Genomic DNA, 24,999 nt, shown 5'->3' on the forward strand with positions numbered 1-24,999 from the left:
TTATTGGCCTTCCTGGTGTAACAAGTGCTCGCCCCGGACAAGATCATTAAAGCTCTCTCGCTCGCGGATAAGTGTAGCATTTTCACCAGAGACCAAAACCTCGGGCGGACGGCCTCGGCTGTTATAATTTGATGCCATGGTGAAGCCATAAGCACCTGCATGCTTGACGATAAGTACATCGCCCTGCTGCACATGCAAATGCCGCGCGTGTCCGAAAAAGTCTCCGGTTTCACACACCGGTCCCACCACATCGTTTAGTTGGTCGCCGCCGCGTTTGTTCTCGTATGCCGGCAGAATGTCGTGCCAGGCCTGATACAAAGACGGACGTAATAAGTCATTCATGCCGGCATCTACCAGCACAAAGTTCTTATCGTCTGAGGGTTTAATGTATTCCACCGTCGTCAGCAGAACTCCGGCATCTGCGGTAATAGCGCGACCGGGTTCCAGTACCATTGTAATTTGCGGGTAACTTTCGGCGAGTTTAACCAGCTCTTTTAAATAAAAGGCTTTATCCAAAGGCTCTTCCGGCTGATACGCCACACCAAAACCGCCACCTAAATCCAAGTGGGTTAAGTTGATACCGTCCTTTTCCAACTCTGCCACCAGATTAAACATACGCTGAGCCGCATCAAGAAAAGGTTCGGCTGTCATTATCTGCGAGCCAATGTGACAGTCCGCACCAATCAAATTAATATTGGGTAAGCTATGCGCTTTCAGAAAAACCGGCTTGGCCAGTGACATGCTGATGCCAAACTTGTTGGCTTTCATGCCTGTGGCAATGTACGGATGCGTTTTGGCATCAACATCGGGGTTCACTCTTAACGATACCGGAGCCTGTTTGTCCATGGCAGCAGCAATGTCCTGAATACGCTCAAGCTCCGCCTCCGACTCTACGTTAAAGCAGCCAATGCCCGCTTCCAGCGCCATAATGATTTCATCTTTTGACTTAGCCACACCGGAAAAGACAATATCTTCCGCTTTGCCACCAGCCATGAGTACGCGTTGAAGCTCGCCACCGGACACAATATCGAACCCGGCACCGTGCTCAGCCAGTAGCTGTAAAATAGCTAAGTTGCTGTTCGCTTTGACCGCGTAGCAAAGTTTGTGAGGGGTTGGCCAGTACTGTTGAAACTCGCGCCAGTTTTTTAAAATCTGACCTTTAGAGTAAACATACAAAGGCGAGCTAAAACGCTCAATCAGGCTCTCAACATCGCAGCCTTCAATGTGAAACTGGCCATTTTTATAGTCAATTAATTCGCTCATTCTTTATCTTCCGCCGGCGGCTCTGCAGGTGTATTTTGCTCAGGCATAGGCTCAGGCGTTAATGGTCCTTTCTGACCACAACCAACTAAAGTCATTAAAATGGCTGATAGCACCAGCGTCTTGATTACAATTCGACTAAACATCGCTAAACTATAGGTATTCCGTTTGGGTTTCTCTGGTGCCTATCATCGCACCAGATACCCAAAAAGTCATTAATCGTCGTAAAGGAAAACGAATGACCCAACGCGTTAGAATTGCAACACGCAAAAGCAAGCTGGCTTTATGGCAGGCTGAACACATTCAACAGCGCCTTGAAGAGCTGCACCCGGGCCTGTCGGTAGAGCTGGTTCCTATGTCTACCAAAGGCGATGTCATTCTGGATACCCCGCTGGCAAAGATTGGCGGCAAAGGTTTATTCGTAAAGGAACTGGAAGTAGCCATGCTGGAAGGGCGTGCGGATATTGCCGTACACAGCATGAAAGACTTACCGGTTGAGTTCCCGCCGGGGCTGGAGCTTCACACCATTTGTGAACGCGAAGATCCGCGTGATGCTTTTGTATCCAACAACTACAAAAACCTTAATGAACTGCCGGAAGGCGCCGTGGTCGGGACCTGTAGTTTGCGTCGTCGTTGCCAGGTTAAAGAGCAGTTTCCGCATTTAGTCATAAAAGATTTACGCGGCAATGTTCAGACCCGTTTACGCAAACTGGATGACGGTGAATTTGATGCCATTATACTGGCTGCTTCAGGCTTAATTCGATTAGAGCTTGGCGACCGTATTACCTCCTTTATTCCGGTGGAGCAGTCATTACCGGCTAACGGACAAGGTGCACTGGGCATTGAATGTCGCAGCGATGACGACGAAATGAAGGCCTTACTGGCGCCACTGCAATGTCAGGAAACCCGTACACGAGTATTAGCCGAACGTGCAATGAACCGCGGTCTGGATGGTGGTTGTCAGGTGCCTATTGGTGCTTATGCTGAACTGGAAGGCGACAACGTCTACTTACGCGGCCTGGTTGGCGAGCCTGACGGTGGTAAAGTACTTCGAGATGAAGTGCGCGGCCCGGCGTCTAAGGCGGAAGAATTAGGTTCAGAGCTTGCTGAGCGGTTACTTAAACAAGGTGCAGCCGAAATTTTAAGTGCAGTCTATGACAGTGAATCCAGTCAGTCATAAAGCGGTTTTACTGCTGCGCCCGGGTAATATGCCGGACGCCTTCACTCGCCAGTTGCGCGAGACCGGCCGAGAGTGCTTTGTTCACAGTTTTATTGAAATAGAGCCCCTGCCTGTAGATAAAAAGCAGTTAACCGATCTTAAGCAACGGCATTGGGATGGTATTGTTGTTGTCAGCAAAAACGCGGCACATTACGCTGCAAAAGCTGGCTTTACCGATGTTCCCTCTAAATATTATGCCGTTGGCCCCGGTACGGCTTCGTTTGCTGCAAAGCACTTAAACACGCCGGTAAGTTGCCCTACTTTTATACATCAGTCCGAGGGGTTGCTGGACTTGGCTGAGCTGCAAAAGCTGGAACAGCAAAGCTGGTTAATTATTCGGGGTGAGGGCGGACGTGAGTTACTGGCCGATGCGCTACGGGCACGAGGCGCATCCGTTGACTACTGGGAAGTTTACCGCAGGAAACAACTCACATTGAATGATCCCGAACTTATTGAACAGTGGATAAAATCAGTAGGTACTATAGTAGTTACAAGTGCTGAGCAACTGGGATACTTTCTGTCATCAATGCCAAGCTCGGCAAAGACATGGCTGGATAATTGTCAGTGGATAGTGCCAAGTCACCGCTTGAAAGGTTTGATTCCTTTTGGACAATCAGACAGTATCAAAGTAACAGGCAGTGCAGCGGACGCCATATTAATGAATGCGCTAATAGCGGATGGAAAAACTCATGACTGAAGAGAATAGAGTAGAGAACGACGAGTTACAGAATAATGACCAGAACAACGATCAACCCGAAGAAGAGACGCTGACGGCAGAGAAAAGTAGTGGGCGCTTCTTTAAGCGATTAATGTGGCTCGTTATTTTAGTGGCTATAGCGGCTGCAGCCTACTGGGGTTACACCCGCTTTCCCGCATTATTTAACGCGGACACTGAGCAGGTTGTAGAGCAACCAAGACAAGACCCGATTGACGCTCGTTTTAACCAATTGGAACGCTCAGTCGCCAATTTAGAGCAACAACTGCAAAGCACCGTTCAGGCACGGGAACTCGATAAATTCAGTAATACCGATCAGCAGTTACAACGCGAACTCACCAATCTACGCCAAAGCCTGGAAGATTTACGCGATGATGTCCGTAAAACGCCGGCAGAAAAAGCAGCTTACTGGCGCTTAGTGGAAATTAAACAAACGCTATCAGCCGCAGCACGAATGATGTGGAGCCAGGAAGACTACAAAGCGGCGCTTAGACTTTTAAAGCTTGCGGACCAGCAGTTAGTGGGTATCGACAACCGGGACGCCATTCGTACCCGCGAAAAATTAGCAGGAGATATTGAGCGGGTTAATGCCATAGTAGAAGCCGACAACACTGATCTGGCTTTACAGCTAGTGGGGCTTCAGCAACGGGTGGCTGACTTACCGGATAAAGTAAATAACAATCAGCAGCGTCTCAGCTCTGACACTCAGGCAGTCAGCGACGACGTTAACGACTGGCAAACTAACCTGAGTGCTAACTGGCAGTCGTTCCTTGATAACTTTATCCGCATTCAGCCGGTAGAAAGTGACCCGGAACCTTTATTAAATGTCACTCAACGTACGGCTATTAACGAGCGAATTCAGTTAACCTTTACTCTGGCTCAGCAAGCCGCAGTTAAGAACAACGAACAATTATGGCAACGTTATCTAGAGCAGTTATCAGAACTGATTTTAGAAGTAAAAGGCGATAAAGCGGCCACGCAAGATGTCGTGGCCCGCATTCAGGCGCTAAGTCGCGAGGACTTTGAAGAGCGAAGCCTCGATCAGCTTGAGTCACTGGACTTCATTGCTCAGACAATTGAGCAGGGAGACGCGTCATGAAGTGGATCATTGCGCTGGTTGTTATCATTATATTAGGTGCCATTATTGGCCCCATGGCCTCTGGTAACGCGGGTTACGTTCTGGTTCAGTTTGCTGGCGTTGCCATTGAGACAACCGTTGTCGGTCTATTTGTGGTAACTGTTGTGGCTGTTGCTGTGTTGGCCGTTGTTTGGTCGTTACTGCGTCGGCTGCTGAGTAAAACTCGCCAGGGTCGAAAATGGCTGGCCAATCGCAGCGAACGCAAAGCCCAGACAATGTATCAGCAGGGTATTCGTGAGTTACTCAATGATGAACCCAATAAAGCCGCCGAGAGCTTTGCCAAAGCCTATAAAAAGGCGCCTGATAATAACCTTGCGGCATTAACTGCCGCTGCCGCCTGTCTTGATAAAGATGCTGGTAAAGCAACCTACTGGCAGGAAGAAGCCGGCAGTTTTTATGAAAACTCCGACACACTCTTACAATTGGTCGTTATTGAGCAACAGGTTAAAGTGAACCCGGCAGAAGCTGACCGCAAAATCCAAAGCCTGTTAAAAACAAAGCCTCATACGGCTAACGTATTGAAATTGGCTTACCGCGTATTTAGCGCATCGGGAAACTGGCAGCAACTTAAGGATCTTTTGCCGGAGCTTCGCCAGGTAACTGACCTTGCTCCAGCTGAGTTCGAACGCCTTGAGTATCAGGTGTATTTCGAACGCTTTGTTGCTGAAGGGCGTAAAAGTAACGAAATGCTCTACAACGAGTGGCGCAGCTTACCAAGTAAGCAACGTGCTGATGCAACCGTTCGTTTAAGTTATGCCGCCGCGTTGAAGCATTTGGGCGATCACGAAATATCCGCAAGAGTGATTCTTAAAGGCCTTAAACGAGGTGACTTAGAGCCGGCTGCGGTAAACTCTCTGCATCTATTTAATGCGAAATCGGAAAAACTGCTGGAATTTGTACAGGCTCAGTTAAAGCAAAACCCTGAGAGCAGAGACTATTTGTATGCTCTGGCGCAAATTGCGATGGACAATCAGGACTTCTCGTTAGCGCAGCGAGCGTTGAAGAAACTAGCGGAGATTGAGCCTAGCACTCATGTTTATCGTCTTTTAGGCGACGCTTACCATGCGCTGGGCGATAGCCAATTAGCAGCTAACGCCTACAAAGAGGCGTTAGCTCACTAACTAAGGTTGGTGCTGTGATTATTGACGTACACCTTCAATAGACAGCATCAACTGTACTTCTTTGGCGTCAGGGCCTAAGTTGTAGTCAATTCCATAGTCCGCCAGGGTTAAATCAACTTCGCCCGCAAAACCGCGGCGGAATCCGCCCCATGGATCTTCGCCTGCGCCGATATGCTCAACATCGATAGCGATTTCTTTGGTAACACCGTTAAGCGTGAATTCGCCATGCAGAGTACCTTCCTCTTTATCATCTTCATCCGGTACGTATTTGGTGCTTTTAAATGTCGCCGTCGGATGATCAGATACGCTTAAGAAGTCGTCTCCACGTAAATGCTTGTCACGCTCAGCATGGTTTGTATCAACGCTGGAAGTATCGATGGTTACGTTCACTGACGCATTTTCAGGGGCATCTTCGTCGTAACTAAAAGACCCTTCAAAATCATTAAAACGACCATATAACCAACTATAACCTAAGTGACTGATTTTAAATTGAATAAAGGCGTGTTGCCCCTCAATATCAATTTTATAATCTTCTGCCATAGCTGCCGAAGTAAATAATGCACTACCCGCCACAGCGGCTGCAATTAATGTCTTTTTCATAATTATTTCCTCTTAGTTTTTCCAAACATTCGAATTAGTGTGCTGTCTTTATTAATAAAGTGGTGTTTCATTGCCGCTAAACCATGACCGCCGGCTAAAATCACTAACGCCAACGCGGAATACCAATGCACCTCACCGGCAATGTCTTCTTGTTTTGGTAAATCGGTAATCACAGCAGGCACCGAAAACCAATCAAAGACGCTGATAGAACTGCCGTCTGCGGTGGATATTAAAAAACCGCTGATCATGACCGTAAATAACAGTACATAAAGCAACAAATGGCCTGCCTTAGCACCAACACGTTCCAACCTGCTGCCTAAAGGTTTAGGCTTAGTATTCAATAAAGTCCAGATGACTCGCAGAACAGTTAAAGCAAGTAATACGATACCGAAGGACTTATGCCACCAAGGCCCCAGCCGATACCACTCGTCATAGTAGGTTAAGGTGAGCATCCACCAGCCAAGAGCAAAAAGCCCGATAACCATCAGAGCCGTTAACCAATGAATAACGATGGTAATGGCACCGTAGCCTGTCTGTGTATTTCTAAACATTGCTTTCATCTCTTTCGTTCGTACAAATAGTATCTTAGTCCAATTATATGAAATGAATATCAGTAAATATCGCCGTTTATTTTCTAAAAAATAGAAAAAAAGGTTAGTTTATTAATCAGGAAGGGATGAATAAATGGTAGGTTGGTATGATTTAGGCTTCAAGCTGGTCGGGGGGGAATCGACTCACCTGACGTGAACGTCAGGCTACTGAATTTTGTTTCGGACATAAAAAAGCCCCCAGCGTAAGCTGAGGGCTTCTTAGAATAAAAGTCTGGCGGTGACCTACTCTCGCATGGGGAGACCCCACACTACCATCGGCGCTGGTGTGTTTCACTTCTGAGTTCGGAAAGGATTCAGGTGGTGCCACACCGCTATGGCCGCCAGACATAAACTGTCACAACATGTAAAAACTGACTGCGTCTTTAAAAATACGCCACTCTATTTGCTCTAATTCGGTAAAGTCGCTCGCTTGTGCGTAACGTCCCAAACACCTTGGGTGTTGTATGGTTAAGTCTCACGGGCAATTAGTACGGGTTAGCTCAACGCATTACTACGCTTCCACACCCCGCCTATCAACGTTGTCGTCTTCAACGACCCTTCAGAGCACTCTGAGTGCTAGTGAGAGCTTATCTCGAGGCTCGCTTCCCGCTTAGATGCTTTCAGCGGTTATCGATTCCGAACGTAGCTACCGGGCAGTGCCATTGGCATGACAACCCGAACACCAGCGGTTCGTCCACTCCGGTCCTCTCGTACTAGGAGCAGCTCCTCTCAACTCTCAAACGCCCACGGCAGATAGGGACCGAACTGTCTCACGACGTTCTAAACCCAGCTCGCGTACCACTTTAAATGGCGAACAGCCATACCCTTGGGACCGACTTCAGCCCCAGGATGTGATGAGCCGACATCGAGGTGCCAAACACCGCCGTCGATATGAACTCTTGGGCGGTATCAGCCTGTTATCCCCGGAGTACCTTTTATCCGTTGAGCGATGGCCCTTCCATTCAGAACCACCGGATCACTATGACCTACTTTCGTATCTGCTCGACGTGTCTGTCTCGCAGTTAAGCTGGCTTCTGCCATTGCACTAACCGTACGATGTCCGACCGTACTTAGCCAACCTTCGTGCTCCTCCGTTACTCTTTGGGAGGAGACCGCCCCAGTCAAACTACCCACCAGGCACTGTCCACAACCCCGATAAGGGGCCAATGTTAGAACATCAAACATACAAGGGTGGTATTTCAAGGATGGCTCCACATCAACTAGCGCCAATGCTTCAAAGCCTCCCACCTATCCTACACATGTAGGTTCAATGTTCAGTGCCAAGCTGTAGTAAAGGTTCACGGGGTCTTTCCGTCTAGCCGCGGGTACACAGCATCTTCACTGCGATTTCAATTTCACTGAGTCTCGGGTGGAGACAGCGTGGCCATGGTTACACCATTCGTGCAGGTCGGAACTTACCCGACAAGGAATTTCGCTACCTTAGGACCGTTATAGTTACGGCCGCCGTTTACCGGGGCTTCGATCAAGAGCTTCGTCCGAAAACTAACCCCATCAATTAACCTTCCGGCACCGGGCAGGTGTCACACCGTATACGTCCACTTTCGTGTTAGCACAGTGCTGTGTTTTTAATAAACAGTCCCAGCCACCTGGTCACTGCGACCACCAACAGCTCATGACGCGAAGTCAATCACCGCCAGTGGCGTACCTTCTCCCGAAGTTACGGTACTATTTTGCCTAGTTCCTTCACCCGAGTTCTCTCAAGCGCCTTAGTATTCTCTACCTGACCACCTGTGTCGGTTTGGGGTACGGTCAATGTTCATCTGAAGCTTAGAGGCTTTTCCCGGAAGCATGGCATCAATGACTTCGCACCCGTGGGTGCTCGTCTCGTGTCTCGGCCTTAAGGACCCGGATTTACCTAAGTCCTCAGCCTACGCACTTTCACCGGGACTACCAACGCCCGGCTCACCTAGCCTTCTCCGTCCCCCCATCGCAATGAACATCGGTACAGGAATATTAACCTGTTTTCCATCGACTACGCGTTTCCGCCTCGCCTTAGGGGCCGACTTACCCTACCCTGATTAGCATGGGATAGGAAACCTTGGTCTTCCGGCGTGGGAGTTTTTCACTCCCATTATCGTTACTCATGTCAGCATTCGCACTTCTGATATGTCCAGCGTGCTTCTCAACACACCTTCACCCACTTACAGAACGCTCCCCTACCCCGCATACATAAGTATGCAGCCGCAGCTTCGGTGTATGGCTTAGCCCCGTTACATCTTCCGCGCAGGCCGACTCGACTAGTGAGCTATTACGCTTTCTTTAAAGGGTGGCTGCTTCTAAGCCAACCTCCTAGCTGTCTCTGCCTTCCCACATCGTTTCCCACTGAGCCATAACTTCGGGACCTTAGCTGGCGGTCTGGGTTGTTTCCCTCTTCACGACGGACGTTAGCACCCGCCGTGTGTCTCCCGGATAGTACTCATTGGTATTCGGAGTTTGCATGGGGTTGGTAAGTCGGGATGACCCCCTAGCCCAAACAGTGCTCTACCCCCAATGGTATTCGTCCGAGGCTCTACCTAAATAGATTTCGGGGAGAACCAGCTATCTCCGGGCTTGATTAGCCTTTCACTCCTAGCCACAAGTCATCCCCTAATTTTTCAACATTAGTGGGTTCGGTCCTCCAATTGATGTTACTCAATCTTCAACCTGCTCATGGTTAGATCGCCCGGTTTCGGGTCTATACCCTGCAACTCAACGCCCAGTTAAGACTCGGTTTCCCTACGGCTTCCCTATACGGTTAACCTTGCTACAGAATATAAGTCGCTGACCCATTATACAAAAGGTACGCAGTCACGGAACAAGTCCGCTCCTACTGCTTGTACGTACACGGTTTCAGGTTCTGTTTCACTCCCCTCGCCGGGGTTCTTTTCGCCTTTCCCTCACGGTACTGGTTCACTATCGGTCAGTTGGGAGTATTTAGCCTTGGAGGATGGTCCCCCCATGTTCAGTCAGGATATCACGTGTCCCGACCTACTCGATTTCACTTATCCTGCACCGTCACATACCGGGCTCTCACCGTCTGTGGCTCCGCTTCCCATCGGATTCTGCTAGCACAAGTTAAGCTTAAGGGCTGCTTCCCGTTCGCTCGCCGCTACTGGGGAAATCTCGGTTGATTTCTTTTCCTCCGGGTACTTAGATGTTTCAGTTCTCCGGGTTCGCTTCCTGGCACCTATTGATTCAGTGCCGGATACTCTGTAAACAGAGTGGGTTTCCCCATTCGGAAATCCATGACTCAAATGCCTCTTACTGGCTTATCATGGCTTATCGCAAGTTAGTACGTCCTTCATCGCCTCCAACTGCCTAGGCATCCACCGTGTACGCTTAGTCACTTAACCATACAACCCGAAGGTGTCTGGCATACGTGACCAAGATTGTTTGTTCTCGCTGTACACAAGTTCGATACGCCTCTACCAAATCAGTTTGTTCAAGTAGAGTGGCATTTCTTACTTTTAATATTACAATCAGCTTTTCATGTTGTTAAAGAGCACGTAACACTAAGTTACCGGTAAACATTCTTGTTTAAGAACGCTTAACGCTAACGGTTACGAAGAGAAGAAATGGTGGAGCCAAGCGGGATCGAACCGCTGACCTCCTGCGTGCAAGGCAGGCGCTCTCCCAGCTGAGCTATGGCCCCGTTATGGGCGTTTCGACCACCCCCGATAAGGGCATTTCAAGTAAGGCAAAGCCTGAGACTTGAAATGTTTTTGGCATTCTGGCAAGGCAAGAGGGTGCGAAGCATACACCAGTATGCGAGTACCCGAATAACGCCGTCCAGAATGACAAAATGGTGGGTCTGGGCAGACTTGAACTGCCGACCTCACCCTTATCAGGGGTGCGCTCTAACCAGCTGAGCTACAGACCCAGTTTTCTTCTCTTTTAATATCAAGCCTGCAAACTGTGTGGACACTCACTTCCGTAAGCTGTTTTGTAAGGAGGTGATCCAGCCGCAGGTTCCCCTACGGCTACCTTGTTACGACTTCACCCCAGTCATGAACCACACCGTGGTGATCGTTCTCCCGAAGGTTAAACTAACCACTTCTGGTGCAGCCCACTCCCATGGTGTGACGGGCGGTGTGTACAAGGCCCGGGAACGTATTCACCGTGGCATTCTGATCCACGATTACTAGCGATTCCGACTTCATGGAGTCGAGTTGCAGACTCCAATCCGGACTACGACGCACTTTATGAGATTCGCTAACCATCGCTGGCTTGCTGCCCTTTGTATGCGCCATTGTAGCACGTGTGTAGCCCATCCCGTAAGGGCCATGATGACTTGACGTCGTCCCCACCTTCCTCCGGTTTATCACCGGCAGTCTCCCCAGAGTTCCCACCATTACGTGCTGGCAACTAAGGATAAGGGTTGCGCTCGTTGCGGGACTTAACCCAACATCTCACAACACGAGCTGACGACAGCCATGCAGCACCTGTCTCAGTGTTCCCGAAGGCACTAATCCATCTCTGGAAAATTCACTGGATGTCAAGGGATGGTAAGGTTCTTCGCGTTGCATCGAATTAAACCACATGCTCCACCGCTTGTGCGGGCCCCCGTCAATTCATTTGAGTTTTAACCTTGCGGCCGTACTCCCCAGGCGGTCAACTTAGTGCGTTAGCTGCGTTACTCACGTCTTAATGACACGAACAACTAGTTGACATCGTTTACGGCGTGGACTACCAGGGTATCTAATCCTGTTTGCTCCCCACGCTTTCGTACCTCAGCGTCAGTCTCTGACCAGGTGGCCGCCTTCGCCACTGGTATTCCTTCCAATATCTACGCATTTCACCGCTACACTGGAAATTCTACCACCCTCTTCAGGACTCTAGCATGCCAGTTCAAAATGCAATTCCCAGGTTGAGCCCGGGGCTTTCACATCTTGCTTAACACGCCGCCTACGTACGCTTTACGCCCAGTAATTCCGATTAACGCTTGCACCCTCCGTATTACCGCGGCTGCTGGCACGGAGTTAGCCGGTGCTTCTTCTGCGACTAACGTCAATAATGTGCGCTATTAACACACACTCCTTCCTCGTCGCTGAAAGTGCTTTACAACCCGAAGGCCTTCTTCACACACGCGGCATGGCTGCATCAGGGTTTCCCCCATTGTGCAATATTCCCCACTGCTGCCTCCCGTAGGAGTCTGGGCCGTGTCTCAGTCCCAGTGTGGCTGATCATCCTCTCAGAACAGCTAGGGATCGTCGCCTTGGTGAGCCTTTACCCCACCAACTAGCTAATCCCGCTTGGGCTCATCTTTAGGTGTGAGGCCCGAAGGTCCCCCACTTTGGTCCGTAGACATTATGCGGTATTAGCCACAGTTTCCCGTGGTTGTCCCCCGCCTAAAGGCAAATTCCCAAGTATTACTCACCCGTCCGCCGCTCGTCAGCAGAGAAGCAAGCTTCTCTCTGTTACCGCTCGACTTGCATGTGTTAGGCCTGCCGCCAGCGTTCAATCTGAGCCATGATCAAACTCTTCAATTAAAAGTAGTTCAATCAACTCAATGAATTACGCGTTTTTGCTTAGCTTCATTAATGAAACCTTGCTGAACACTCATTCAAAAGTTGCAATACAAATATTTCTGTTTGCTTACTTCTGCAAGTGCCCACACAGTTTGCTTGGCTTGATATAATTGTTAAAGAGCGTTTCTCAGCAGCCTTGGCTGCGAGAGGTGCGTATTCTACACACCGTGTGTTTTCCGTCAATACTTTTTTGAAAAAAGATTTTTTAGAAAACTTAGGTTTTCGGCGGCTTCGTTGCCTGCCTCGAACGTGGAGCGCATTTTAGAGATTTAACTCGCCCCGTCAAGCGCTTTTTATGCCTTTATAACTGTTTTTTTGCTGACTGCGTAAAGTTTCGGCAACACGCTGCTTTTCTCACCAAAGCAAGGCCAAACATGACCTATTATTCTCTATCTGCTATAAAGGTCTTAATAGCTTTTTAACTTAGGAGCACACTTATGGCAGATATCCGCAGTTACCATGAATATGAACCAGTTATTGGGGAGCGGGTTTATTTGGATCCCAGCTCCGTTATTGTCGGCAATATCACCATTGGTGATGACAGTAGTGTCTGGCCTATGGTTTCCGCGCGTGGTGACGTCAACAGCATGACCATTGGTAAGCGTACAAATATTCAGGATGGCACGGTATTACATGTCACTCGTAAATCGAACTCGAACCCAGAAGGACATCCTCTGGTCATTGGTGACGATGTCACTGTAGGCCACCACTGTATGCTGCACGGATGCCGCCTGGGCAATCGCATTCTGGTGGGTATGTCGGCCGTTATTATGGATGACGTTGTCGTAGAAGATGATGTCATTATTGGTGCAGGCAGCTTAGTCCCTCCGGGCAAACGCTTAGAAAGCGGTTATTTATATGTTGGCAGTCCGGCTGAGAAGAAACGCCGCTTAAATAGTAGTGAAAGTAACTTTTTAAGCCAGTCGGCGCAAAATTACGTTGATCTTAAAGATGACTACCTTTTACAGGTGAGCCCCGTTTCTTAAATTAATGGAAGCGTCGGCTTTCAAGCCGGGAAAAACTCAGCAGGCTGGATAAGTCCTTTAGCCGGCCTGCAATAACATGCACCACACCTTCGTGAATTTCGACAATACCTTTTACCCAAAGCAGGTTGCTGGTCAGGAAACACTGCCGAAATTGACGAGCGGTGTGCGCCCACACCACCACATTACTGTTTCCGCTTTCATCTTCCAGCGTTAAAAAGGTGACCCCGCTACGGGTTCCGGGCCTTTGTCGGCAGGTCACTAAGCCAGCCAGTGTGAGCACCTGGCCAGAACGGCAAGTTATCAGGTCTTTGGCCATGACACAGTTTTTTAATTCCGGAGAGTTTCTCAGTAAAGCTAATGGATGCCGGCCTAAAGTCAGACCCGTTGATTCGTAATCGGCTTTTATGTTCTCTGACTCATGGGGCGCAGGCAGTTCCCGGGCGGGCTGATCTTTTACATTCGCAAATAGCGGCATTTGTTGATCACTTATGGAAACACTTTGCCAGTGCGCCTGATGTCGATGGCCTGCGATACTCTGCAAAGCATCGGCGCGGGCTAGGGCGCTGATATCGGAGTCCCTCAGCCCACTTTGCCTTAACTCATGAATACTGGCGAAGCCACTTTCCGGTCTTTCATTCAGTGCCTGTATGATTCTTGTTTCAGATACCCCCTGAATTTGCCTTAACCCCATACGCACGGTTTCAACAGAGCTCGTATCTTCTTTAGGTAACCAATGGTAATCCCAGTGGCTCAAATTAATATCTGCCGATAGAAACTCAACGCCGTGGCGCTGTGCATCCTGTACCAATTGCGAGGCCGAATAGAAGCCCATTGGTAAACTATTAAGCAAGCCCACATAAAAAACCGCCGGATGATAGGTTTTAAACCAGGACGACACATAAGCCAGGTTGGCAAAGCTGGCAGAATGAGACTCAGGGAAACCATACTGTCCAAAACCGCAAATTTGCTTGAAAAGTCGTTCGGCAAACTCTTGTTTATAGCCGCGCGCCAACATGCCATTGATAAGCTTGTCTTCAAAGCGGGTTAAGTGGCCGTTTTGTCCCCATGAGGCCATCGCGCGTCGAAGCTGATCCGCTTCTCCACCGCTAAAACCAGCGGCAACCATAGCCAACTTAATTACCTGCTCTTGAAAAATAGGGACACCCAGGGTTCTTTCTAATACCGACTTTACTTCATCGCTGGGGTAATCCACGGCTTCCAGACCGGCCCGACGTCGCAAAAAAGGGTGTACCATGTCACCCTGAATAGGGCCAGGCCGGACAATCGCAATTTGAATGACCAGATCATAAAAAGTCCGGGGTTTTAGTCGCGGTAACATGTTCATTTGCGCCCGGGACTCTATCTGGAAAATCCCCATAGAGTCGGCGGTTTGCAACTGTTGATAAACCCGCCTGTCTTCCTGCGGAATGGTTGCTATGGTGAGTTGCTGGTCATAGCGTGAGTTAATAAGCGCCAGCATTTTTCGTAACGCAGTGAGCATACCCAGCGCCAGTACATCCACTTTTAACAGCCCGAGACTTTCAAGGTCTGTTTTGTCCCACTGAATAACCGTTCGCTCCGTCATGGAGGCATTTTCTACCGGAACCAGCCGGGATAAGTCATCGGCAGCAATGACAAACCCACCGACATGCTGAGACAAATGTCGGGGAGTGCCCATAAGTTGCTCGGTAAAATGTAAAAGGTGTCGGCCCCGCACCGAATTTGCTACTTCAGGGTGCTGTTGCGCGAGCTGTTGCTGCCAGCTTTGCTCTTTATCGCGCGTATCCAAATGACTTCGATAATACTGCAGCTGTTGCTCACTAAATCCCAGCGCTTTGCCAACATCCCGAAAAGCACTTTTAAAGCGATAGGTAATAACGGTCGCCGCAAGGGCAGCTCGCTGTCGACCGTACTTTCGGTAAATGTACTGAATAATCTCTTCGCGGCGCTCGTGCTCAAAGTCGACATCAATGTCCGGCGGCTCGTTCCGCTCCTTAGAAATGAAGCGCTCAAACAATACCTGAATTTGCGCAGGGTTAACCGCGGTAATACCCAGACAATAACAAACGACGGAGTTTGCCGCCGAACCACGCCCCTGAAACAGAATACCCTGCTTACGGGCAAAGCGAACTAAGTCGTGAATGGTTAAAAAGAAAGGCTCGTAGCTCTGCTCTTTTATCAGACTAAGCTCTTTCAAATAAAGTGCCTTTACTGATGGAGGTACGCCTTCGGGGTAGCGCCAACGCGCGCCGTCCTCAGTTAACTGCTTTAAGTGTTCTGCAGCACTCATTCCATCAGGTACCAGTTCAGCAGGGTATTCGTAGCGAAGCTCTGATAAACAAAACTGACACTGGTCGGCAATAGCTACGCTTTCTGCCAGCCACTTTTCTGGGTAACATTGCTGCAGCTCACTTAAGCTACGTAAACGATGCTCTGCGTTATTGCTGGCTAAACCCGGCTGTTCTGCCAGCGAGCTTCCCTGCGCAATAGCGTTCAGAATATCGTATAACGGTTGCTGTTCTGTCGTTGCCATACGGGCGCCTCCCGCACAGGTTACTTTCACCTTAAGTGCTCGTTGCAGCTCAGTCATAGCGTGAAAGTTCTTTTCATCGTCAGCCTGATAATGACGCTCGTACAATAACCAAAACCGTTGCTTCCATACCGATTTAAGCTTTTCGCCAATAGCAATTAGTTGAGCCTGTCTGAAGTCAGGTTGCCAGAGCAGAAAACATAAAGAGAGCCCGTTAAAAAAATCGTCAATATTGGCCTGGTAATGACCTTTCTCGCTGCGACTACGAAACAACGTGATTTTTTTACAAAGCTGAGCATAAGCTTCGCGAGTAGGGGCGAGCAATATTATGGTCCCCAGCTCAGGCAGCCGGAACTCACTGCCAACAATGAATTTAATGCGACGTTCCTTTGACGCCTGATAGGCCTTAACAATGCCTGCCACCGAGCATTCGTCGGTTATTGCTATGGCGGTGTAACCCAATTCATCGGCCCGAATGACTAAATCTTCCGGAGCCGCTGCAGATTGTAAAAAGCTGTAGTGACTCAGGCTGTGTAATTCCGCAAATTTATTAAGCACAGAAGGCGATGACATTTCAGCTAAACCAACCCTGTAAATACCACTGGTCAGACTCAAAATAGATCCAACCCAAACGCCCTAATTTGTCTTTCGCGATCCAGTAGTCCCGTGCAACTTCATCTGCGTCCCACCAGCCGCAATGTTTCCGTTCAGGCCCATGCTGTAATTGCCACAAATCTATCGAGGTTACTTGTGCTGGTCGCAACATCCAAAGAGGGCGTTTCGGTGCATTCAATAAAGCTTGCGGTTTTTCCCCGGGCGGACGAGCAACCTCACTGTAGCCAGGACGAGGATCATCATTCACTGCCGGAGAAAATACGGCATTTTTGCCTAACTTTGCCTGTAGCCGGCTAATGAGCTGCAGAGTTTCATGCCGATGCTGTTGCGCTCCGAAAAATTGCTCATTGTGTTGCTCAGCACGCAATAATTCATTCGCCACCAGCCTAATTTCTATAACCGGCTCCGGCAAAGGGATGGATTCCATTTTCAACTGCAGTAAAGACAAGAAATTAGACACTCGCCAACCCGGCTCAGCTAAAGCGACCGGAACAACTGAAGGAGGCTCATTGCGATGCTGCAGTTCAACTTTTACCTGCTGTACCACTTTCTGCCGTTGATAAAGAAAGTTCTCCAGCTCCCCAAATAGCCTTTTTAGCGGGAACAGTAACCCTTGCCAATGAGGGATCTCAGTCACCAGGTCTAAGCTTTGCTGAAAACTTTCCGGGGGCATAAAAAAGTGATGACTTTGTTGCTTCAGCCCTTGCAGCTGCTCCAGATGCAATAACGTTTCCAACCCTAATTGGCGGCCAACTTCCCCTCCGGGCAGTTGCATAAGCTCCCCCAGCAAACGAAACCCCGCAGCTTTGCTGTGCTTCTGCGCTTTCAGGCTTAAACCGGCATTCTGAATGGGTAACTCTGCCAGCAGATTAGCTTGCTTTTCAGCCAAAAGAGAAACAGGAGAACCAAATTCGGCTAACAATTGCGCAGCTAATGAGTTATCCGCAACAGCCAACTGCGAAGCAACCGGTAATTCCTGAACTTTTTGCGACAAGACATTAAATGCGCCATTACGCCCACCATACAATTGTTCCAGGCTGTTCAACTCAATTGCCAGCCCTTGCGGTGGGTACAACACCAGCTTGGCTGCCCACTGATACAAGTAGGTGGCCAACTGCTGCAGGGCTTGCTCTTCACGCTCTGACGAATACTCCATGAGCTGCAGCTGCTCACAAAGCGATATTGCCATAACGGTCTGAAGTTGTGGCCTTACACCACATTCCAATGCCCGCGAATTGCACTGCACAATAACAGACTGACTGCCCTGTAACTGATGAAACGCCAGAGGCAGTGTGTTGCTCTCAGGCTGTAACCGAACCCGGTTATCCAGCAGCAACTGAGGGAAATGACAATACAGCCACATTACTGAAGCGCTACGTTTTCCAATGGCCAGCCAGCTTTACGCTTTAACAAGTCCAGCGTGACGCCTGTTGTGGTCATCTTTACACGTAACCGATTAGAGTACGCCCGGGCTTCTTCATTAACCGTTGGCTCACTCAGGACCACACCCATTTGTCCTGTTTGCGACGCTTTATACCAACGTCGGACACACTGAGCTGTCGTTGTTTTTTGCTCAAACCAGCCCAGTGCCAAGGCATTTTTTGTTTGCAGTACCTGCTCAAAAGCCCAGGCTGCTTTTTCTGCATTCGTTTGAATGACTATCTGCATCGACTTGCTTAAGCCATAATAATGCAACCCCGCCGCCGACAGCCAGGCTGGAGGGTTTATCCAGAAAACGGGCTGATGATGCTGCACGGCCTGCTTTACCAGCGGCAATAGTAAAGCCTGCTCAGAGAAGGGCGCTTGTAGCTGCCACTCATGCAAACCCGGGTATTGCCACCCGCCACCAAGCACTTTGTCCAGTTGCTTAAACCCCGTGCTTAGCGCTGCTGCCTGAGTGTCTGTCGTCTGGCCATGCCAGATAAGCCCCTGTTGGATAAGGGTCTGAATCTTTGTCTGCATAACGTCTCCAATACTGTACATATATACAGTATCATTAATTTTTACTGGTTAGCAACAGACATCATTCCTGGCTTCAGTTATCATTTGCTCATTGTTTATGGTTAGGGCTGGGCGATATGCTGACATCAATACTTATTCCCTTCAGAGTGGTTATTAACTTTTTATGGGGATTAATCACCACCGCTATTATTGGTGTTTCAATTATTGGTATTGGTGTTTTTAAAGTGTTACTGCCATTTAAAACCCCTCAACGCATTTGTTCGCAGCTAGGAAACGGCTTATTCAGAGTCTGGGCATACTGTATGTCGATGATGTTTCAGCTGACCCAACGCATGGACTGGCACATTAAAGGTGACCTGGAACTCCATGAAAAGGGTTGGTATATGGTTATGGCAAACCACCGCAGCTGGGTCGATGTACTGGTATTAATGCACCTGACCCGCCGCCATATGCCAATGCCACGCTTTTTCCTAAAGTCACAGCTTATGTGGGTACCTATTATTGGCTGGGGCTGCTGGGTACTCGATATGCCCTTTATGAAGCGCTATTCAAAAGAGTTGCTAAAGAAAAAGCCCCATTTAAAAGGCAAAGACATCGCAACAACCACGCGTTCCTGTGCTAAGTTCCGTCACATTCCCACAACAGTGGTGAATTTCTGCGAAGGCACACGATTTACTCCGGAAAAGCACAAGAAAAAACAAAGCCCTTTTCGTAATTTGCTCCCTCCCAAAGCAGGTGGTACCGCCTTCTCACTGCAAATTATGGGCGGTCAGTTTGAAGCCATTCTGGACATTACCATTGTTTATCCGGGGAACGATAAGCGCCCGGTAGTCTGGCATCTATTAAGCGGACAGCTGAAAAACGTCTATGTTGATATACAGACATTGCCTATTACTAAAGACTTAATTGGTGATTACGCCAGTGACGAAGCTTTTAGGGCTCACTTTCAACAGTGGCTGAATAAACGTTGGCAGCAAAAAGACCAAACCATTGACGAAATGCGTAAGGAAATTCACAGCACCCGCTAAGGGAGTTTTATAATGGACTTTGAGTTTATAAAAGAGTGGCTTCAAAAATTCGGAATTGACAGTAACCTACAAGAGCTGAGTCTTGTTATCAGCTCATTACTCGTTTTAATAGGTTGTTACATTGCTTATGCCTTAGCCCGTTGGATTATTGATCACGCCATTGATCGGTTACTCAGCAAAGCACCTGAGCGTTGGTATAAAGCTTTAGTTAACAGTGGCTTTTTCAAGCGCTGTGCAAACCTGGCTCCTATTGTCGTAATACACAGCTTTATACCTATTCTGTTTATTGATGACTTCGAAAGCTGGCAGTCGCCGCTACGTACCGTTGTAGGGGTTTACCTCACCTGGGTTATCACCAGTATTCTTACCGCCTTAGCTAACGTTATTTCAATTGCCTATGACTACACCTATAAAGCAAGAGAAGTCCCAATTACGGGGGTTATACAGGTGGCCAAGCTCGTTTTGGTGCTGATGGCTATCATTATTACCATTGCCATTATTATGAACAAGTCGCCCATGTACCTACTAAGTGGCTTCGGTGCAATGACCGCTATTTTGATGGTGGTTTTCAGAGATACCTTAATGGGCTTTGTTGCCGGAGTACAATTGGCGACTAACCGCATGGTTGCCATAGGGGACTGGATAGAGCTGACTGACCACGGTGTTGATGGCACAGTGCAAGAAGTTGGGCTTATTTCAGTAAAAGTCGAAAACTGGGATAAAACCATTGTTTATTTACCGACTTATGTTTTGATTCACGAATCCTTTAAAAACTGGCAGGGAATGGTTAATACCGGAGGTCGTCGCATGCGCCGATCACTGATGATTGACCTCGACAGTTCCAAAATTCTTTCCGACGAGCAACTGGATGAGTTGGCTAAAAAGCACTTCAAACAGTCCGCAGAAGACTGGCTAGAGGCTAATGAACTGGAAAAGCCGGTCAGTAATTTAACCGTCTTTAGAGTTTTTACTGATAATTATCTTAGAAACCATAAACAAGTCCGAGAAGATCTCACGCTCATGGCTCGATTAATGCAGCCGACAGCTGCCGGTATCCCTTTAGAAATCTATGCTTTTTGTAAGCAAATCGACTGGATGAAATACGAGGCAGTACAAAGTTCTATTGTGGAATACTTGTACAGTGTTATGCCGGACTTTGGACTGAAGAACTATCAGTTTTTAAACAATAATCAGGCCTTCTCCCAGAATGGAGAAGGCGCTTATTGTCAGTACAAACCGGAGTCCTGAATTATTTTTCCAGCAGATAACCGGCCAGGTTAGAAAAATCTTCAAGGAAGTTGTCGCTGTCACGGAAACCCTGTGGCAGCATTTGATACTTACCATTGACGATAAAGGTCGGTGTTGCGTTAACCCCTAAGTTACTGGCGCGGCGGTCCATTTTAGCCGCTGCAGCACGAACACTAAAACTCGCTATGGCTTTATCAAATTCGTCACCAGAAACACCATTGACCACAAAAACATTACGAATGTCTTGTTTACTGGTCAGCATATTGTTTTTATTGAAGTTATAGTCAAATATAGCAGCGGACAGTTCTTCTTCTTTATCCAGCTTTTGTGCAACCACAAAAGCCTGAGTCATAGTTTCACCCACATTGCCCCGTGGGCTGATGAACGACACATGCGCCTTTTTAAAAGCTTCCGGGTATTCAGACTTCATTTCTTTTGCTATGGGTTCAAACCGGTAGCAATGAACACAGTAAAAAGAAAAGAACTCGGTAATTTCCGGTTTACTGGTAGCTTCATCGGCTATCACCTCATAGTGAACACCTTCCTCAAAATCCTGAGCCTGAGCAAAACCTGCTGCTACCATTAATGCTCCGGCAAAACCCATTAACCACTTTTTCATTGTCATTTCCTGTTATCTGTTAAGACTATCCGTTAAAACCAAGGTTCAGCGGCGCTTCGTCCAGCCCCGCTAATTGTTCTTTCAATGCCAGAATCTGCTGTTCCCAATAACGGCTTTCTGCAAACCAGGGGAACGCTCTCTGAAAAGCACTATCTTGCCACCTGCGCGATAACCATGCCATATATTGAATGATTCTGAAACTGCGCAAAGGTTCAATTAATATCAACTGCGCGGTATCAAATTCGCAAAAATCTTCATAACCAGTAAGCAGCGCATCCATCTGCAGAGTCTGCTCCTGATGCGGGCCATTAAGCATCATCCATAAGTCCTGGACCGCAGGTCCTGAGCGACAATCGTCAAAATCGACAAAGGTCAGTTTTTCCTCATACTGCAGAATATTACCAATATGGCAGTCGCCATGCAGACGCTGATAATCAAAGTCTTGCAGAGGTGTAGAACGTAAGCGCTCACTTAAGGGATCAAGAATGGCAAAAAAGGCGTCTTTTAGCTCTGCGGGTAATAAAGCGGATTGCCGTAACTCCGCCACGGACTGCTCCACAAAACCTTCATAGTCGATAGTTTCCCGCACTTTAAACTTGCCCGCCTGAGCCACTGCATGCATGCGTCCAATTTGACGCCCCAGGCGTTCAAGCTCATCCAGGTCATTAGGCTCAAATGCCCGCCCTCCAATGCTTGAGTAAACACAAAAGCGATAGCCTTCGAACTCATGCAGGCGCTTATTCTGCAGTAGTAAAGCGGATACGGCCGGAACCTCTGCTTGCGCCAGCTCCTCGACAAACGCCAGCTCTTCTTCTATTTGCTCAGTGCGCCAGCGCTGAGGTCTATAGAACTTTGCCACATAGCGTTTGCGATCATCATCAGCAAACTGATAGACCCGGTTTTCATAGCTATTCAGCGCCAGCAAGCCCGAAGCAGGATACAAACCGACACTTTCTAACGCATTAACAACAAGATCCGGCGTCAGCCCCTGAAAAGCAAAGTCAGACGCGTTCTCTGTAAGATTACTCATATAAAAAGCGGCTCTGATGCGTATTAGTTATATCCGCATTATCAACCGCTGTTACCACGAAGTAAAACTCTGTGACCTGTTCTTTCAATAAAGAGGGTGGAACCTCTACCGTTACCGGCAATGTGCCAACCTCACCGGCCGAAACCTGTTTAGTGGAGTCACCAATCAGTTCGAACTGTTCAAAACCTTTGACCTCTATGCGGTAAGTCATGTCCTGCTGAGATTTATTAACCAGCTTTAAGGTGAAGACGTTTTCAATCTGGCCTTCAATATTTTCTCTGAAAAGCTGGTTCCTGTCTCGCAATACATCAACTTCCAGTGGGACTCGGCTGGCAATATCCCAGACCAATACCGCGCTCACCGCCAGGACCATAATAAAGTAGCCAATACTTTTCATTCGCCACGGATTGGTCTTCTGCTTTTTGTCTTTAGCCGCCAGGTTACGCTCTGTGGTAAAGCGGATAAGCCCTTTCGGATAGTTCATTTTATCCATAACGTCATTACAGGCATCAATACAGGCACCGCAGTCAATGCACTCGTATTGCAGCCCATTTCGAATATCAATCCCTGTCGGGCAAACCTGAACGCACATATAACAGTCGATGCAGTGTCCTAAGCCTTTCTCCGCCGGGTCGGCTTTACGTGACCGAGGACCACGCGGCTCTCCGCGTTCTGCATCATACGACACGGTGTAGGTGTCTTTATCAAACATAGCTGACTGGAAGCGGGCGTAAGGACACATGTGCGTGCACATAATCTCGCGCATGTACCCGGCGTTGCCATAAGTGCAGAAAGTAAAGAACAGAACGCTGAATGTTGCCCAGAAGCCAGCATCCAGAGTAAAGAAATTGAGGAAGAGTTCGCGTATATCGGTAAAGTAACCGACAAAGGTCATGGATGTTAATAGAGCCACCAGAATCCAGCCAGTTTGTTTACCGGCTTTACGCCAGAACTTATCAAAGTCCATTTTGCGCTCATCCAGCTTAATACGCTTATTGCGGGGGCCTTCAAACTTTTTCTCAAACCACATAAATATGAAGGTCCAGGTTGTTTGAGGGCACATAAAGCCACACCAAACACGTCCAAATATAGTGGTCACAAAAAACAGCGCAACGGCCGCCACAATGGCGAACCAGGCAACAACGGTAAAGTCCTGTGGCCAAAGCGTTAAACCATAAATACGAAAGCGCTGCTCCATAATGTCGAGCAGAACCGCCTGTTCGCCCTGGTAGGTGAGCCAGGGAATAATGGCAAAAACGGCCAGTAGCAGGAAGCCAAAGCCACGGCGGAAGTACTCCATCGCACCTTTAATGTCGCGCACATAAATGCGGCTACGAGGGGAATAGTTATTGTTGTGCTTTTGCCCGTCCGGACGTTGAATTTTAACTTTATCGGCGGACTGAACCGTTATCTTTTGTTCCATGAACAATACCACTTAGTATCACGGCGAGGTGCGCACAGTATAACGGATCCTAACTGTTTGCGCAGCTCACTGAGCTGAATCAATAATACAATCAAAAAGTATGTTACAACCAGCTTCCACATCATGCCAGTGCGACCACTCATCGGGCGCGTGACTGACACCGTTTACAGACGGAATGAAAATAAGACCTGACTCTGTAATTTCAGTAAAAAACTGTGCATCGTGACCAGCCCCACTGGGCATTTTCAGGCACGAATACTTTCTTGCTTTTGCCTTCTCTTCTATCTGCTTTGTCAATTTTTCTGAACATGCCTGAGGATTCAGCCAGCTTACCTGTTCATACTCAAATTTTAAGCGGTGTTTACGGGCAATGGCTGACAACGCCTTATTACAAGAATCCGCGAGCTCTTTCATCACATCCGGGCTCATATCACGACCGACAATAGTAAATACGGCTTCTCCGGGTACGGTATGCGGGCTGCCCGGCTTTAAATCCACTTTACCCACAGTAATGCGCGTCTTGTCCGTACCGTCTTCTGCAATAATGCGCTCAATTTCATGAGCAAAGTCAGCCAACCCCATGAAGGCGTCGCTGCGCATGTTCATTGGTGCTGTACCAGCGTGGTCAGCTTTACCTTTTAAGTGCACTATCCATTTGAAAACACCGGATATGCCCTCCACAGCACCAATGGTAATTTCTTTTTGAAAAAGTACCGGCCCTTGCTCAATGTGTAACTCGTAAAAGGCTTTCAGGCGCTCCGGTGGCCATGCGGCGTCCAGAGCATCCATCACATTCATTCCATGAGCGGCCATGGCGTCTTTTAGGTACACATTGTCAGCATCATGAGCGGACATAAGCCAGTCAGGGTTTAATACACCGGCAATAGCCTGTGACCCCATCATGCCTCCAAAGCGTCCTTCTTCTTCGGCAGTGCCGACCACCCATACAGGATGCTTCAATTTAATGTCATTTTCTTTGATCGAGCGCAAAACTTCGAATCCGGCCAACACGCCCAGTGCGCCGTCAAAAATACCGCCGGCCGGAACCGTATCTAAATGCGAACCGGTAAGAACGGCGGGCTTCTTACAATAATCCCCTATACCGAAGAACACATTACCGGCACCATCCATAAAGGTTTCAAAACCTTCGGCTTTTGCCTGGTTCATCATCCATTGGCGCGCCTCCATATCGGCATCAGTAAAACCCCAACGGTAGACGCCATGATCGGTCTCGTTATAACCAATGTTGGACAGTTCAAGCACGGATTTTTTTAAGCGGTCTGAATTAATACTCAGCATAGTACCTCCTTAGCTTCTGTTTTAAGCGTAGGACATAAACTACGGAGCAACAAAAAGGCACCCATAAAAAAGCCCGCACCAAAAGGTA

At 48.4% G+C, this 24,999-nt stretch carries 18 protein-coding genes, 2 tRNA genes and 3 rRNA genes; 7 read left to right on the plus strand and 16 right to left on the minus strand.

Annotation, left to right across the window (positions count from 1 at the left end; translation table 11 throughout):
* Together lysA and lptM are read right to left on the minus strand one after the other, a co-directional pair.
* Nucleotides 1-1,263, minus strand: a complete 1,263-nt coding sequence (gene lysA / locus K5X84_RS12180) for a diaminopimelate decarboxylase (protein ID WP_222236024.1) — start codon at nt 1,261-1,263, stop codon at nt 1-3.
* Nucleotides 1,260-1,406 (minus strand): LPS translocon maturation chaperone LptM, encoded by a 147-nt coding sequence (gene lptM, locus K5X84_RS12185; protein WP_126783178.1) that lies wholly within the window; start codon nt 1,404-1,406, stop codon nt 1,260-1,262. Before lptM ends, lysA begins: the two co-directional genes overlap by 4 nt.
* Before the next feature lie 92 nt (nt 1,407-1,498).
* Between lptM and hemC the strand changes: the two genes are divergently transcribed.
* Genes hemC through K5X84_RS12205 form a run of 4 tightly spaced genes read left to right on the plus strand, consistent with a single transcriptional unit; the run spans nt 1,499 to nt 5,453 of the window.
* Nucleotides 1,499-2,440: a hydroxymethylbilane synthase gene (hemC, locus tag K5X84_RS12190; RefSeq protein ID WP_222236032.1), complete on the plus strand. Its 942-nt coding sequence runs from the start codon at nt 1,499-1,501 to the stop codon at nt 2,438-2,440.
* A complete protein-coding gene (locus K5X84_RS12195; protein ID WP_222236033.1) occupies nt 2,415-3,176 on the plus strand; it encodes a uroporphyrinogen-III synthase in 762 nt (253 codons plus the stop codon). Before hemC ends, K5X84_RS12195 begins: the two co-directional genes overlap by 26 nt.
* Nucleotides 3,169-4,293: a uroporphyrinogen-III C-methyltransferase gene (locus tag K5X84_RS12200; RefSeq protein ID WP_222236034.1), complete on the plus strand. Its 1,125-nt coding sequence runs from the start codon at nt 3,169-3,171 to the stop codon at nt 4,291-4,293. The genes K5X84_RS12195 and K5X84_RS12200 overlap by 8 nt, the downstream gene beginning before the upstream one ends.
* Nucleotides 4,290-5,453, plus strand: a complete 1,164-nt coding sequence (locus K5X84_RS12205) for a heme biosynthesis HemY N-terminal domain-containing protein (RefSeq protein ID WP_222236035.1) — start codon at nt 4,290-4,292, stop codon at nt 5,451-5,453. The genes K5X84_RS12200 and K5X84_RS12205 overlap by 4 nt, the downstream gene beginning before the upstream one ends.
* Before the next feature lie 18 nt (nt 5,454-5,471).
* Here the strand turns inward: K5X84_RS12205 and K5X84_RS12210 are convergent, their stop codons facing one another.
* From K5X84_RS12210 to K5X84_RS12240, 7 genes are all read right to left on the minus strand, one after another.
* Nucleotides 5,472-6,053 carry a YceI family protein gene (locus K5X84_RS12210; protein ID WP_054490502.1) on the minus strand — a complete coding sequence of 194 codons (582 nt, stop codon included), beginning with the start codon at nt 6,051-6,053 and terminating at the stop codon, nt 5,472-5,474.
* A 2-nt stretch (nt 6,054-6,055) separates the two neighbouring features.
* Nucleotides 6,056-6,604 carry a cytochrome b gene (locus tag K5X84_RS12215; RefSeq protein WP_222236036.1) on the minus strand — a complete coding sequence of 183 codons (549 nt, stop codon included), beginning with the start codon at nt 6,602-6,604 and terminating at the stop codon, nt 6,056-6,058.
* A 269-nt stretch (nt 6,605-6,873) separates the two neighbouring features.
* Nucleotides 6,874-6,989: ribosomal RNA gene (gene rrf / locus K5X84_RS12220) — 5S ribosomal RNA — on the minus strand.
* A gap of 118 nt (nt 6,990-7,107) precedes the next feature.
* Nucleotides 7,108-9,996, minus strand: a 23S ribosomal RNA gene (locus K5X84_RS12225).
* Nucleotides 9,997-10,219: 223 nt separating this feature from the next.
* A tRNA-Ala gene (locus K5X84_RS12230) sits at nt 10,220-10,295 on the minus strand.
* 151 nt (nt 10,296-10,446) lie between these two features.
* Nucleotides 10,447-10,523 (minus strand) — tRNA-Ile (locus tag K5X84_RS12235).
* Nucleotides 10,524-10,589: 66 nt separating this feature from the next.
* A 16S ribosomal RNA gene (locus tag K5X84_RS12240) occupies nt 10,590-12,132 on the minus strand.
* The 16S, 23S and 5S rRNA genes sit together here with 2 tRNA genes alongside, the layout of an rRNA operon.
* A 476-nt stretch (nt 12,133-12,608) precedes the next feature.
* Between K5X84_RS12240 and K5X84_RS12245 the strand changes: the two genes are divergently transcribed.
* Nucleotides 12,609-13,157 carry a gamma carbonic anhydrase family protein gene (locus K5X84_RS12245; RefSeq protein ID WP_054489059.1) on the plus strand — a complete coding sequence of 183 codons (549 nt, stop codon included), beginning with the start codon at nt 12,609-12,611 and terminating at the stop codon, nt 13,155-13,157.
* A gap of 1 nt (nt 13,158) precedes the next feature.
* Here K5X84_RS12245 and K5X84_RS12250 read toward each other — a convergent pair whose 3' ends face one another.
* The 3 genes from K5X84_RS12250 to K5X84_RS12260 are packed head-to-tail and all read right to left on the minus strand — an operon-like array spanning nt 13,159 to nt 18,264.
* Nucleotides 13,159-16,260, minus strand: coding sequence for an error-prone DNA polymerase (locus tag K5X84_RS12250; protein WP_222237032.1), 3,102 nt, complete (start codon nt 16,258-16,260; stop codon nt 13,159-13,161).
* A 1-nt stretch (nt 16,261) separates the two neighbouring features.
* On the minus strand, nt 16,262-17,665 hold the full coding sequence (locus K5X84_RS12255) for a Y-family DNA polymerase (RefSeq protein WP_222236037.1): 1,404 nt from the start codon (nt 17,663-17,665) through the stop codon (nt 16,262-16,264).
* The gene (locus K5X84_RS12260; protein ID WP_222236038.1) at nt 17,665-18,264 is read right to left on the minus strand and encodes an ImuA family protein; all 600 of its coding nucleotides are present in this window, start codon (nt 18,262-18,264) and stop codon (nt 17,665-17,667) included. The genes K5X84_RS12255 and K5X84_RS12260 overlap by 1 nt, the downstream gene beginning before the upstream one ends.
* 116 nt (nt 18,265-18,380) lie before the next feature.
* Here K5X84_RS12260 and K5X84_RS12265 point away from each other — a divergent pair, with 116 nt between their 5' ends.
* The gene (locus K5X84_RS12265) at nt 18,381-19,292 is read left to right on the plus strand and encodes an acyltransferase (RefSeq protein WP_199493884.1); all 912 of its coding nucleotides are present in this window, start codon (nt 18,381-18,383) and stop codon (nt 19,290-19,292) included.
* A 12-nt stretch (nt 19,293-19,304) separates the two neighbouring features.
* Nucleotides 19,305-20,540: a mechanosensitive ion channel family protein gene (locus K5X84_RS12270; protein ID WP_054489049.1), complete on the plus strand. Its 1,236-nt coding sequence runs from the start codon at nt 19,305-19,307 to the stop codon at nt 20,538-20,540.
* Between the two features lies 1 nt (nt 20,541).
* On the opposite strand, the gene K5X84_RS12275 is transcribed toward K5X84_RS12270, so the two are convergent.
* From K5X84_RS12275 to K5X84_RS12290, 4 genes are all read right to left on the minus strand, one after another.
* Nucleotides 20,542-21,159: a thiol:disulfide interchange protein DsbA/DsbL gene (locus K5X84_RS12275; RefSeq protein WP_054489047.1), complete on the minus strand. Its 618-nt coding sequence runs from the start codon at nt 21,157-21,159 to the stop codon at nt 20,542-20,544.
* 25 nt (nt 21,160-21,184) lie between these two features.
* Nucleotides 21,185-22,189, minus strand: coding sequence for a serine/threonine protein kinase (locus tag K5X84_RS12280; RefSeq protein ID WP_054489045.1), 1,005 nt, complete (start codon nt 22,187-22,189; stop codon nt 21,185-21,187).
* A complete protein-coding gene (gene ccoG / locus K5X84_RS12285) occupies nt 22,182-23,612 on the minus strand; it encodes a cytochrome c oxidase accessory protein CcoG (protein ID WP_222236039.1) in 1,431 nt (476 codons plus the stop codon). The genes K5X84_RS12280 and ccoG overlap by 8 nt, the downstream gene beginning before the upstream one ends.
* A 66-nt stretch (nt 23,613-23,678) precedes the next feature.
* Entirely contained in the window at nt 23,679-24,911 is a 1,233-nt protein-coding gene (locus K5X84_RS12290) for a Zn-dependent hydrolase (protein ID WP_199493888.1), read from the minus strand.
* Nucleotides 24,912-24,999: the final 88 nt, after the last annotated feature.

The sequence above is a fragment of the Idiomarina abyssalis genome (assembly GCF_019797805.1).
GTDB classification, from domain to species: Bacteria; Pseudomonadota; Gammaproteobacteria; order Enterobacterales; family Alteromonadaceae; genus Idiomarina; species Idiomarina abyssalis.

Coding starts and splice junctions, on each gene's coding strand:
- lysA (WP_222236024.1), bottom strand. CDS start 1,263: ATGAGCGAATTAATTGACTATAAAAATGGCCAGTTTCACATTGAAGGC.
- lptM (WP_126783178.1), bottom strand. CDS start 1,406: ATGTTTAGTCGAATTGTAATCAAGACGCTGGTGCTATCAGCCATTTTA.
- hemC (WP_222236032.1), top strand. CDS start 1,499: ATGACCCAACGCGTTAGAATTGCAACACGCAAAAGCAAGCTGGCTTTA.
- K5X84_RS12195 (WP_222236033.1), top strand. CDS start 2,415: ATGACAGTGAATCCAGTCAGTCATAAAGCGGTTTTACTGCTGCGCCCG.
- K5X84_RS12200 (WP_222236034.1), top strand. CDS start 3,169: ATGACTGAAGAGAATAGAGTAGAGAACGACGAGTTACAGAATAATGAC.
- K5X84_RS12205 (WP_222236035.1), top strand. CDS start 4,290: ATGAAGTGGATCATTGCGCTGGTTGTTATCATTATATTAGGTGCCATT.
- K5X84_RS12210 (WP_054490502.1), bottom strand. CDS start 6,053: ATGAAAAAGACATTAATTGCAGCCGCTGTGGCGGGTAGTGCATTATTT.
- K5X84_RS12215 (WP_222236036.1), bottom strand. CDS start 6,604: ATGTTTAGAAATACACAGACAGGCTACGGTGCCATTACCATCGTTATT.
- K5X84_RS12245 (WP_054489059.1), top strand. CDS start 12,609: ATGGCAGATATCCGCAGTTACCATGAATATGAACCAGTTATTGGGGAG.
- K5X84_RS12250 (WP_222237032.1), bottom strand. CDS start 16,260: ATGTCATCGCCTTCTGTGCTTAATAAATTTGCGGAATTACACAGCCTG.
- K5X84_RS12255 (WP_222236037.1), bottom strand. CDS start 17,665: ATGTGGCTGTATTGTCATTTCCCTCAGTTGCTGCTGGATAACCGGGTT.
- K5X84_RS12260 (WP_222236038.1), bottom strand. CDS start 18,264: ATGCAGACAAAGATTCAGACCCTTATCCAACAGGGGCTTATCTGGCAT.
- K5X84_RS12265 (WP_199493884.1), top strand. CDS start 18,381: ATGCTGACATCAATACTTATTCCCTTCAGAGTGGTTATTAACTTTTTA.
- K5X84_RS12270 (WP_054489049.1), top strand. CDS start 19,305: ATGGACTTTGAGTTTATAAAAGAGTGGCTTCAAAAATTCGGAATTGAC.
- K5X84_RS12275 (WP_054489047.1), bottom strand. CDS start 21,159: ATGAAAAAGTGGTTAATGGGTTTTGCCGGAGCATTAATGGTAGCAGCA.
- K5X84_RS12280 (WP_054489045.1), bottom strand. CDS start 22,189: ATGAGTAATCTTACAGAGAACGCGTCTGACTTTGCTTTTCAGGGGCTG.
- ccoG (WP_222236039.1), bottom strand. CDS start 23,612: ATGGAACAAAAGATAACGGTTCAGTCCGCCGATAAAGTTAAAATTCAA.
- K5X84_RS12290 (WP_199493888.1), bottom strand. CDS start 24,911: ATGCTGAGTATTAATTCAGACCGCTTAAAAAAATCCGTGCTTGAACTG.